This is a genomic window from Streptomyces sp. NPDC057302, assembly GCF_042667685.1.
Taxonomy (GTDB): Bacteria; Actinomycetota; Actinomycetes; order Streptomycetales; family Streptomycetaceae; genus Streptomyces.
In genome coordinates this window covers 18,234-29,245 of sequence record NZ_JBHUZJ010000102.1, presented here as the reverse complement: position 1 = coordinate 29,245, position 11,012 = coordinate 18,234, and the positions used below count along the sequence as shown (strand labels likewise).

Here is an 11,012-nt window from a genome sequence, read left to right as displayed (position 1 = left end):
CCGGCGCATCGCGCCGGGGGCAGAGCCTTGTGCGGTGGGTCAGGGCCTTCGCGCCGACGTCACCCGATACACGTCGTAGACGCCCTCAACTCCCCTGACCGCCTTGAGCACATGGCCCAGGTGCTTGGGGTCGCCCATCTCGAACGTGAAGCGCGAGGTGGCGACCCGGTCACGGGAGGTCTGGACGGCCGCGGACAGGATGTTCACGTGCTGGTCCGAGAGGATGCGTGTGACGTCCGAGAGCAGGCGCGAGCGGTCAAGTGCCTCTACCTGGATGGCGACCAGGAAGACCGAGGACTGGGTGGGCGCCCACTCGACCTCGAGGATGCGCTCGGGCTCGCGGGAGAGCGAGTCGACGTTCACGCAGTCGGCGCGGTGGACCGATACGCCGCTGCCGCGCGTGACGAAGCCGATGATCCCGTCCCCGGGGACCGGCGTGCAGCAGCGGGCCAGCTTGACCCACACGTCCTCGACGCCCTTGACGACGACACCGGGGTCGGCGTTGGCGCGGCGCTTGCTGCGGCCGCGCGAGGGCGGCGCGCTCTCGGCGATGTCCTCGTTGGCGGCCTCCTCGCCGCCGAGCGCCTGGACGAGCTTCTGCACGACGGACTGCGCGGTGACGTGGCCCTCGCCGATCGCCGCGTACAGGGACGAGATGTCGGGGTAGCGCATCTCGTGCGCGAGGGTGACCAGGGAGTCGCCCGTCAGGATCCGCTGGATCGGCAGGTTCTGCTTGCGCATGGCGCGCGCGATGGAGTCCTTGCCCTGCTCGATCGCCTCGTCGCGGCGCTCCTTGGAGAACCACGCACGGATCTTGTTGCGCGCCCGCGGTGACTTGACGAAGCCGAGCCAGTCGCGGGAGGGGCCCGCGCCGGCCGCCTTGGAGGTGAAGACCTCCACCAGGTCGCCGTTGTCCAGGGTCGATTCGAGCGGTACGAGCCGTCCGTTGACCCGCGCTCCTATGGTGCGGTGGCCGACCTCGGTGTGGACCGCGTACGAGAAGTCGACCGGGGTCGCGCCCGCCGGGAGCGCTATGACGTCGCCCTTCGGCGTGAAGACGAAGACTTCGTTGCGCGACAGGTCGAAGCGCAGCGATTCGAGGAACTCGCTGGGGTCCTCGGTCTCCTTCTGCCAGTCCAGGAGCTGGCGCAGCCACGCCATGTCGTTGAGGTGGTCGTCCTTGCCACCGGCCTTGCGCGGCACGTCGGTGCGCACCTTGGAGGCTCCGGCTGACGGCTCCTGCTTGTACTTCCAGTGCGCGGCGATGCCGTACTCGGCGCGGCGGTGCATGTCGAACGTACGGATCTGGAGCTCGACGGGCTTGCCGCTGGGGCCGATGACCGTCGTGTGCAGCGACTGGTACATGTTGAACTTCGGCATCGCGATGTAGTCCTTGAACCGGCCGGGGACCGGATTCCATCGCGCGTGGACCGTGCCGAGCGCCGCATAGCAGTCGCGGACCGTGTCGACCAGGACGCGGATGCCCACCAGGTCGTAGATCTCCGCGAAGTCACGGCCGCGGACGATCATCTTCTGGTAGACGCTGTAGTAGTGCTTCGGGCGCCCGGTGACGGTGGCCTTGATCCTGGCGGCGCGCAGGTCCGCCTGGACCTCGTCGGTCACTATGGCGAGGTACTCGTCGCGCTTGGGGGCGCGCTCGGCGACCAGGCGCACGATCTCGTCGTACATCTTGGGGTAGAGGATCGCGAAGGCGAGGTCCTCCAGCTCCCACTTGATCGTGTTCATGCCCAGGCGGTGCGCCAGCGGAGCGTAGATCTCCAGCGTCTCGCGGGCCTTCTTCTCCTGCTTCTCGCGCTTGAGGTAGCGCATCGTGCGCATGTTGTGCAGGCGGTCGGCGAGCTTGATGACCAGGACGCGGGGGTCCTTGGCCATGGCGACGACCATCTTGCGCACGGTCTCGGCCTGCGCGGCCTCGCCGAACTTGACCTTGTCCAGCTTGGTGACGCCGTCGACGAGCAGGGCGACCTGGTCGCCGAAGTCGCGCTTGAGGGTGTCCAGGCCGTACTCGGTGTCCTCGACGGTGTCGTGCAGCAGACCGGCCATGAGCGTGGCCGGGTCCATGCCCAGCTCGGCGAGGATCGTCGTCACGGCGAGGGGATGCGTGATGTACGGGTCGCCGCTCTTGCGCTTCTGGCCGCGGTGCCAGCGCTCGGCGACCTGGTAGGCCTTCTCGATCTGGCGCAGCGTCGCCGTCTCGATCTTGGGGTCGTTGCTGCGCACTATCCGCAGCAGCGGCTCCAGGACCGGGTTGTACGGGTTGGAGCGCTGGACGCCGAGGCGGGCCAGGCGGGCCCGTACGCGGTTGGAGGAGCCGGAGCGCTCGTTCCTGGCCGCGGTGGGCCGTGGCGTGGGGGTCGTGCTGCCGGCGCGGGCCTCGGTGGGGGGCCCGGGGCGCGACGGATCGGCGGCGGGCTTGTCGCTCCTGGCCCCGGCGCCGGACGTGCTCGGTGCGGGTTTGGTGCTGGGAGGCGTGCTCTCCCGCTTGGCCGGCGTCGCGCCCTTGGCGGGCGGCGCGCTCTTCGCGGGCGCAGCACTGGACGCCGCCGCGCGCTGGGCCTGCTCTGCGGCCTTGGCGGCGGTGAGTGCCTTGGACTCGTCTGGCAAGAGGCGCTCCCTGTGCGCGATCCGGGTCCCCCGGTCAGGCCCCGAAGAGCCCATGGTATCGATCCTGGACCTTCGGCTCTCCCTCAGCTCGTGAGACAGCGCTCCACGGAAGAAACCCCTGAGGTCTCCACAGGGCGCACTCCAGGTCTCTACAGAAGGAACACCTGAGGCGGGCGCCGGATTCCTCCGGGCCCGCCTCAGGTGTGCGTGGTGGCTGCTCAGACGGTGAGAAGGGCCTCCAGCGGGGCGCCCTCCAGGGCCGTCTCCAGCTTGGAGCGGCCCCCGAGGAAGCCGAGCTCCATCAGAACCGCCACACCGGCCACCTGAGCGCCCGCACGGCGGATGAGCCGCAGGGACGCCTCGGCGGTGCCGCCGGTCGCCAGGACGTCGTCGATGACCATGACGCGGTCGTCGGCGGCGAGGTCCTCGGCGTGCACCTCGATCTGGGCGCTGCCGTACTCCAGGTCGTACGTCTGGCTGAGCGTCGCTCCGGGGAGCTTGCCCGCCTTGCGTACGGGGATGAAGCCGAGCCCGGCGCGCAGCGCGACCGGGGCGCCCAGGATGAAGCCGCGGGCCTCCAGGCCGACGATCTTCGTGGCGCCGTGCCGCACGGCGAGGTTCGCGAGGGCCTCGGTCAGTGCGGCGAAGGCCTCCGGGTCCGCGAGGAGCGGCGTGATGTCCTTGAACATCACCCCGGGCTCGGGGTAATCGGGAACGTCTCGGATGCGGCTGAGCAGCAACTCCGTCGTTCCGGCGAGCTCGGTCATCGGCGCTTCCCCGACGGACGGCCACGGCCGCGGCCCCGCGAGGCCGGCTGCGTGCGCGGACCGACGACGCCTGCGGGCGTCGCGCCCTCGGGCACGTCGTCCTGCGGCTCGTCGTCCTCGTCGTACTCGGCGTCCTGCCCGGCGCTCTCCACGGACTCGCCCTTGGCCGCGGCGGCGGCACGCTTGGCGAGGACGCGCTTCTTGAGCGCCTTCATCTGCGGCTCGGTCTCCTTGAGGTCGGCGACGAGCGGCGTGGCGATGAAGATCGAGGAGTACGCACCGGCCGCGAGGCCGACGAACAGCGACAGCGAGATGTCGTTGAGCATGCCCGCGCCCAGGAAGCCGCCGCCGATGAAGAGCAGTCCGGCGACCGGCAGGAGCGCGACGATCGTGGTGTTGATCGAGCGCACCAGGGTGCTGTTGATGCTGCGGTTGGCGACCTCGCTGTAGGTCCACCGGGTCTGCTTGGTGAGGTCCTTCGACTGCTCCTTCAAGCTGTCGAAGACCACGACGGTGTCGTACAGCGAATAACCGAGGATCGTCAGGAGACCGATGATCGTGCCCTGGGTGACCTCGAAGCCCACCAGCGCGTACACACCGACGGTGATCGTGATGTCGTGGATCAGTGCGATCAGAGCGGCGGCCGCCATGCGCCACTCGAAGGCGATCGCCAGATAGATCACCACGAGGACCATGAAGATGATCAGGCCCGTCCAGGCCTTCTTGCTGATCTGCTCACCCCAACTGGGGCCCACGAGGTCGGCGTTGATCGTCTCGGACTTGAGGTCCATGTTCTTCGCCAGATCCGCCTTGATCTGGTCGGACTTGGCGGTGTCGACTCCGGCGACCTGGATGCGCAGACCGCCCGAGCCGAGCTCCTGGACGACCGCGTCGTGGCCGGAGGCCTCTTCCGCGTACTTCTCCGCCTGCGCTACCGAGACGCTGGTCTTCGGGGTGGTGAAGACGGCACCGCCCTCGAACTCGATGCCCATGTTCAGGCCGCGCACCGCAAGGCCGACGATGGCCGTGATGGTGATCAGGATCGAGATGCCGTACCAGATCTTACGCTTGCCGACGAAGTCGTAGCCGACCTCACCGCGGTAGAGCCTGGCGCCGAGATTGCCGAGCTTCGACATCTCACGCCTCCTTCGGGTCGACAGGGCCAGCGGACGAACCAGTGGCGCGGCGGGTACGGCGCAGCGGGGGCTTGGCACCGAGCCGCTTGGGGTCGAGGCCGGACCACTTGTGGCCGTTCGCGAAGAACGGCTTGCGCGCCATGAGGGTCATCAGCGGCTTGGTGAAGAAGAACACCACCACGACGTCGAGCAGCGTGGTCAGGCCGAGCGTGAACGCGAAGCCCTGGACCTTGCCGACCGTGACGATGAAGAGCACCGCGGCCGCGAGGAACGACACGAAGTCGGAGACCAGGATGGTGCGCCGGGCGCGCGGCCAGGCACGCTCGACGGCGGGCCGCAGCGTGCGTCCCTCCCTGACCTCGTCCCTGACACGTTCGAAGAACACGATGAACGAGTCCGCGGTGATACCGATCGCAACGATCGCACCACACACCGCGGGCAGGTTCAGGGTGAAGGAGATGGCCGGGCCGAGCAGCGTCATCAGGGTGTACGTCAGGGCGGCCGAGACCAGGAGGCTCGCGATGGCGATCAGCGAGAGCCCGCGGTAGTAGACCACCAGGTAGATGATGACGAGCGCGAGGCCGATGGCGCCGGCGATCAGACCGGCGTGCAGCTGCTCGCCGCCGAGTGCCGGGCTGACGGTGGTGACGCTCTGCTCGTGGAAGGTGAGAGGCAGCGCGCCGTACGAAAGGATGTTGGCCAGGTCCTGGGCCGAGTCCTGGGTGAAGCTGCCGGAGATCTCGGCGTTCGCGCTGAGCGTCGTGTTGACGCTGGGGGCCGAGGCCACTTCACCGTCGAGGACGATGGCGAACTGGTTCATCGGGGGCTGCTGCTGCGAAAGCTTGCTGGTGGTCTTCGAGAACTTCTTCGAGCCGCCGCCCGTGAAGTCCATGTTGACGACCCAGGCACCGTTCTGCTGGTTGATCGTCGCCTTGGCGTCGTCGACGTCCTTGCCGTTCAGCTCGGCCGGGCCGAGGACGTACTTCTCCCACTGCCCCGCGTTGTTCTTGCCGCAGGCGATGGTCTGCTCGGACGGCTTGATGCCGTCGCCGGCCTTGCCGCGCTGCGCCTTGTCGGTGCAGTCGAGCTCGGTGAACTTCTTCTGCAGCGCCGCGGTGGCCGGGTCGGCGGACGGGGTGGGGGTCGGTGCCCCCTTGTCCTTGTCGCTGCCCTTGTCCGAGGCCTTCGGGGTCGGGGTGGCGTCGGCCTTCAGGCCGTCGGTGACGGCGCGGCCCTGGGGACTGGGCGAGCCGGTCGCCTTGGGCGTGTCCTTGCTCTTGTCCTTGTCCTTGCCGGACGAGCTGGCGGACGGCTCGGGGGTGGGCTCACCGGCGGCCACCGTCAGGACGGGACGGAAGTAGAGCTGAGCGGTCGTGCCGACCTGCTCGCGCGCCTGCTTCTCGTTCGTGCCCTTGGGGATGTTGACGATGATGTTGTCTTCGCCCTGGGTCTGCACCTCGGCCTCGGACACACCCAGACCATTGACGCGGTTGTTGATGATGCTGACCGCGGTGTTCATGTTGGTCGGGTTGATCGCGTTCTTCTGGCCGGGCTCGTTCTTCGCCTGGAGCGTGATGCTCGTGCCGCCGGCGAGGTCGATGCCGAGGCGAGGCGTGGTGTTCCCGGAGAGGAACATCCCCCCGGTGAGCGCCACGAGGGCGATCAGGATGAAGACCAAAGAGCGGCCCGGCTTGCCCGGGGCGCTCTGCCTTCGGCCCTTCTTAGGTGCTGCCACCTTCTCGTTCTCCCTGTCCAACCGCCCCGGCGTCCGGTGCACTGCCCCTCACTGAGCGGGGAGTTTCCAGGTCGGGCGGCCATGAAATGGTGTCGAGACCCGTCACGAAGCCAACGCACTGAGGGGGCCGTGGCAACGCGAGCGGCGCGCCCCACGGACCCCGGTGGCGGCTACTTCGCGTCGGACTCGCCGTCGGTCTTCTTCGGCTCGGCGTCGTCGGCCTCGGGGGCGCTTGACGCGTCCTTCTTGCCGAGGTCGATGGGCGAGTCGTCGGAAGCGTCGGCGGCGGGCTCGTCGGTCTCGGTGAGGGAGGAGGCGTCGTCCGGGACGACGGGGTCGTCCGACTTCAGGTCTTCACTCGTGCCGTGGATGATGCGGTTGTACTCGTCGTCGTCGAGGACGGCGCCCACGGAATTCTTCGCGTAGAACGCGTGCACACCCGGAGCCACCTCGAGGAGGACGGCGTCGTCGTGAACCTCCTTGACGGTGGCGTACATGCCCCCGATCGTGCGGATGCCGGTGCCGGGCTGCATCTCATTGCGCATCGCCGCGGCCGCCTGCTGCTTCTTCTTGGCGGAGCGCGTCATCAGGAACATGGCCCCGATGAGCACGATGAAGGGGAGGAGGGTCACGATATTCACGGGACGGAGTTTCCTTCGCATGACCGCGCGGATGAGCGGCCTGATGGACGGGGGTGGGCACGCCGCCCACAAGGGCGGCATCGGCGGAGTCTAAGCGAGTCCGCACCTAACGAACAACGCTCAGCATGGCACCGCAGTTCCTGACCGTGCGACTACGCGCGCCGTCACGCCCCGAACAGGTCCCCTTGTCCGATTCCGCCCGCCTGCCGTGGCGGGACAAGGCCGAGATGCGCCCAGGCGGCGGGCGTCCCGACCCGGCCGCGAGGGGTGCGCGCGAGCAGTCCCTCCCGTACCAGGAAGGGCTCGGCGACCTCCTCGACCGTCTCGCGCTCCTCCCCCACGGCGACCGCGAGCGTCGACAGGCCCACGGGCCCGCCGCCGAAGAGCTTGAGCAGGGCCTCCAGGACCGCGCGGTCCAGGCGGTCGAGGCCTCGCGCGTCCACCTCGTAGACCTTGAGGGCCGCCCCCGCGATGTCCTTGTTGATCACGCCGTCGGCCTTGACCTGTGCGTAGTCCCGCACGCGGCGCAGCAGACGGTTGGCGATGCGGGGCGTGCCCCGCGAGCGTCCCGCGATCTCGGCGGCGCCCTCCACGTCGATCTCCACGTCCAGGAGCTGCGCGGAGCGGTGGACCACGCGCTCCAGCTCGGCCGGTTCGTAGAACTCCATGTGCGCGGTGAAGCCGAAGCGGTCGCGCAGCGGCGGCGGCAGGAGGCCCGCCCGCGTGGTGGCGCCGACCAGGGTGAAGGGCGGCAGTTCCAGCGGGATGGCCGTGGCGCCGGGGCCCTTGCCGACGATGACGTCGACGCGGAAGTCCTCCATCGCCATGTAGAGCATCTCTTCGGCGGGCCGCGACATCCGGTGGATCTCGTCGAGGAAGAGGACCTCTCCCTCCTGCAGGGAGGAGAGGATCGCCGCGAGGTCGCCCGCGTGCTGGATGGCCGGGCCGCTGGTGATGCGGATCGGGGCGCCCATCTCGGCCGCGATGATCATCGAGAGGGTGGTCTTGCCAAGGCCGGGGGCGCCGGAGAGCAGGACGTGGTCGGCGGTGGCGCCGCGTGCGCGGGCCGCGCGCAGGACGAGGTCGAGCTGCTCGCGGACCTTCTCCTGGCCGATGAATTCACCCAGGTCCTTGGGGCGCAGGGCGGCCTCGACCGCTTGGTCCTCGCCGTCGGCGACAGAGTCCACCAGCCGCTCCGCGGCGGGTCCGACGAGCCGCTCGGCCGCGTCCGCCTGAGCGGTCGTGTCGTCGGTCGTCTCGTCCCAGTTCATGAGCTCGCCTCGCGATGTGGTTCTGGTGGGGCAGGGGCCGACGAATGCCGACGGGGGCTAGCGGGTGCGGTTCAGCGTCTGCAGGGCGGCCTTGAGGAGCTGGCCCACCTGCGGCTTCTCGGACGCCTCGGCCTGCGGGGTGACGGCGGCGACGGCTTCGTCGGCCTCGCGCGTCGCATATCCGAGGCCGATGAGCGCCGCGTGCAGCTGGTCGCTCCAGCCGGAGGTGACAGGGGTGCCGATCGCGGGGCCGCCGGTGCCGAGCGGCTCGCCGAGGCGGTCCTTGTACTCCAGGAGGAGCTTCTGGGCGCCCTTCTTGCCGATGCCGGGGACCGCGGTGAGCGCCTTCTCGTCGCTGGTGGCGACCGCGCGGCGCAGGGCGTCGGGGCTGTGCACGGCGAGCATGGCCTGCGCGAGGCGGGGGCCGACGCCGCTCGCGGTCTGCAGGAGCTCGAAGGTCTGGCGCTCGTCGTCGTCCGCGAAGCCGTACAGCGTGAGGGAGTCCTCACGGACGACGAGGGAGGTGGCGAGCTTGGCGGGCTGACCGAGCCGCAGGGTGGAGAGCGTGTTCGGCGTGCACTGGATGGCCATGCCGACGCCGCCGACTTCGACCACCGCGGCATCGGGGGCGAGGGCGGCGACGGGGCCGCTGACGAAGGCGATCATGCGGTACGGCCTTTCTGTGCTGTGCGGGCTGTGGGGGCTGTCTTCGCCGACTGCGCGGCAGACGCCTTCGAGGCGTGCAGGGCCGCGGCCTGCTGGAGACGGTTCTGGGCGACCGCCTGCTGGAGGCGGTTCTGCGCGGGGGCGCGCCAGATGTGACAGATGGCGAGGGCGAGGGCGTCCGCCGCGTCGGCCGGCTTGGGCGGTGCGTCGAGCCGCAGGAGGCGGGTGACCATCGCCCCGACCTGCGCCTTGTCGGCGCGACCGCTGCCGGTGACGGCGGCCTTGACCTCGCTGGGGGTGTGCAGGGCGACCGGGATGCCGCGGCGCGACGCGCAGAGCATGGCCACGGCGCTGGCCTGGGCGGTGCCCATGACCGTACGCACGTTGTGCTGGCTGAACACCCGCTCCACGGCGAGGACTTCGGGGTCGTGTGCGTCGAGCCACTCCTCGATGCCCTGCTCGATGGCGACCAGGCGGTGGCCGAGTTCGGCGTCGGCGGGCGTACGGACGACGCCGACCGCGCGCATGGTCAGCGGGCGTCCCGCGACTCCGTCGACGACCCCCACACCGCACCGGGTCAGACCCGGGTCCACACCCAGCACGCGCACGAGTACCCCCACTTCTTCGCTCACCTGTTTGTGCAGGCTATCGGCTCGCACTGACAACGCGACGGGCCGACAGGGGGTGTGTCCCCTGTCGGCCCGTCAGCGAAAGCCGTGGCACGGCCGGTCCGAGGCCGGACCCAGGCGTGGCTCAGGCGTCGACCTTCTCCATGACCTCGTCGCTCACGTCGAAGTTGGCGAAGACGTTCTGGACGTCGTCGCTGTCCTCGAGCGCGTCGATCAGCTTGAAGATCTTCCGCGCACCGTCCTCGTCCAGCTCGACCTGCATGGTCGGGACGAAGTTGGCGTCGGCGGAGTCGTAGTCGATGCCGGCTTCCTGGAGGGCGGTGCGGACCGCGACCAGGTCGGTGGCCTCGCTGAGCACCTCGAAGGACTCACCGAGGTCGTTGACCTCTTCGGCGCCCGCGTCCAGGACGGCGCCCAGGACGTCGTCCTCGGACAGCTCGCCCTCGCCCTTGGAGACGATGACGACGCCCTTGCGGTTGAAGAGGTACGAGACGGAGCCCGGGTCGGCCATCGAGCCGCCGTTGCGGGTCATCGCGACGCGTACGTCCGAGGCCGCGCGGTTGCGGTTGTCGGTGAGGCACTCGATGAGCACCGCGACGCCGTTCGGGCCGTAGCCCTCGTACATGATCGTCTCGTACTCGGCGCCACCGGCTTCGAGACCGGCGCCGCGCTTGACGGCGGAGTCGATGTTCTTGTTCGGGACCGAGCTCTTTTTGGCCTTCTGGATGGCGTCGAAGAGGGTCGGGTTACCGGACACATCGGCGCCGCCCGTGCGGGCCGCGACCTCGATGTTTTTGATCATCTTCGCGAAGAGCTTGCCGCGCTTGGCGTCAATCACGGCCTTCTTGTGCTTCGTCGTAGCCCATTTAGAGTGGCCGGACATCTGCCTGTCTCCTTCGCGTTACCCAACTGTACGAACGCAGAGATCCTACTAGGATCCCGCCGCCGCGTGCCCCCGCACCATCCCGACGAACAGCTCGTGCACGCGATGGTCGCCCGTCAGCTCGGGGTGGAACGACGTGGCGAGCGCGTTGCCCTGACGGACGGCGACGATGTGGCCCTCGTGCTCGGCGAGCACCTCGACGCGCGCGCCGACCGACTCGACCCAGGGGGCGCGGATGAAGACGCCCTCCACGGGGTCGCCGCCGATGCCCGCGACGGCGACGGCCGCCTCGAAGGATTCGTTCTGCCGTCCGAAGGCGTTACGGCGCACGATCATGTCGATGCCGCCGAAGGTCTCCTGTTCCGAGCGCGGATCAAGGATCTTGTCGGCGAGCATGATCATGCCCGCGCAGCTGCCGTAGACCGGCATACCGGCGCGCACGCGCGCGCGAAGGGGCTCCATCAGGCCGAAGAGGACGGCCAGTTTGGAGATGGTGGTGGACTCACCGCCGGGGATGACCAGGCCGTCCACATCGGCCAGCTCTTCAGGGCGCCTGACCGGCCTGGCCACGGCGTCCGCCGAGGCCAGGGCGATCAAGTGCTCCCGTACGTCGCCCTGGAGGGCCAGGACGCCGACTACAGGGGTGTCAGTCATCTCCG

10 protein-coding genes are annotated in these 11,012 nt (G+C 69.4%); all 10 read right to left on the bottom strand.

What is annotated here, in order from left to right; translation table 11 throughout:
* Positions 1 to 39: 39 nt before the first annotated feature.
* Positions 40 to 2,625 carry a RelA/SpoT family protein gene (locus ACFUPX_RS39875; RefSeq protein WP_383333862.1) on the bottom strand — a complete coding sequence of 862 codons (2,586 nt, stop codon included), beginning with the start codon at positions 2,623 to 2,625 and terminating at the stop codon, positions 40 to 42.
* 218 nt (positions 2,626 to 2,843) lie between these two features.
* A complete protein-coding gene (locus tag ACFUPX_RS39870; protein ID WP_383333860.1) occupies positions 2,844 to 3,392 on the bottom strand; it encodes an adenine phosphoribosyltransferase in 549 nt (182 codons plus the stop codon).
* Positions 3,389 to 4,528, bottom strand: a complete 1,140-nt coding sequence (gene secF, locus ACFUPX_RS39865) for a protein translocase subunit SecF (RefSeq protein WP_383333858.1) — start codon at positions 4,526 to 4,528, stop codon at positions 3,389 to 3,391. Before secF ends, ACFUPX_RS39870 begins: the two co-directional genes overlap by 4 nt.
* Before the next feature lies 1 nt (position 4,529).
* Entirely contained in the window at positions 4,530 to 6,263 is a 1,734-nt protein-coding gene (gene secD, locus ACFUPX_RS39860) for a protein translocase subunit SecD (protein ID WP_383333856.1), read from the bottom strand.
* A gap of 170 nt (positions 6,264 to 6,433) precedes the next feature.
* Positions 6,434 to 6,904 (bottom strand): preprotein translocase subunit YajC, encoded by a 471-nt coding sequence (gene yajC, locus ACFUPX_RS39855; RefSeq protein ID WP_383333854.1) that lies wholly within the window; start codon positions 6,902 to 6,904, stop codon positions 6,434 to 6,436.
* Positions 6,905 to 7,068: 164 nt separating this feature from the next.
* Complete coding sequence (gene ruvB / locus ACFUPX_RS39850) at positions 7,069 to 8,175, bottom strand: Holliday junction branch migration DNA helicase RuvB (RefSeq protein WP_383333852.1); 1,107 nt, start codon at positions 8,173 to 8,175, stop codon at positions 7,069 to 7,071.
* Positions 8,176 to 8,232: 57 nt separating this feature from the next.
* Positions 8,233 to 8,841, bottom strand: a complete 609-nt coding sequence (ruvA, locus tag ACFUPX_RS39845; RefSeq protein ID WP_383333850.1) for a Holliday junction branch migration protein RuvA — start codon at positions 8,839 to 8,841, stop codon at positions 8,233 to 8,235.
* Positions 8,838 to 9,449: a crossover junction endodeoxyribonuclease RuvC gene (gene ruvC, locus ACFUPX_RS39840; protein ID WP_383333865.1), complete on the bottom strand. Its 612-nt coding sequence runs from the start codon at positions 9,447 to 9,449 to the stop codon at positions 8,838 to 8,840. Before ruvC ends, ruvA begins: the two co-directional genes overlap by 4 nt.
* A 145-nt stretch (positions 9,450 to 9,594) precedes the next feature.
* The gene (locus tag ACFUPX_RS39835; protein WP_383333848.1) at positions 9,595 to 10,353 is read right to left on the bottom strand and encodes a YebC/PmpR family DNA-binding transcriptional regulator; all 759 of its coding nucleotides are present in this window, start codon (positions 10,351 to 10,353) and stop codon (positions 9,595 to 9,597) included.
* 48 nt (positions 10,354 to 10,401) lie between these two features.
* A complete protein-coding gene (pdxT, locus tag ACFUPX_RS39830; protein WP_383333846.1) occupies positions 10,402 to 11,007 on the bottom strand; it encodes a pyridoxal 5'-phosphate synthase glutaminase subunit PdxT in 606 nt (201 codons plus the stop codon).
* Positions 11,008 to 11,012 lie beyond the last annotated feature (5 nt).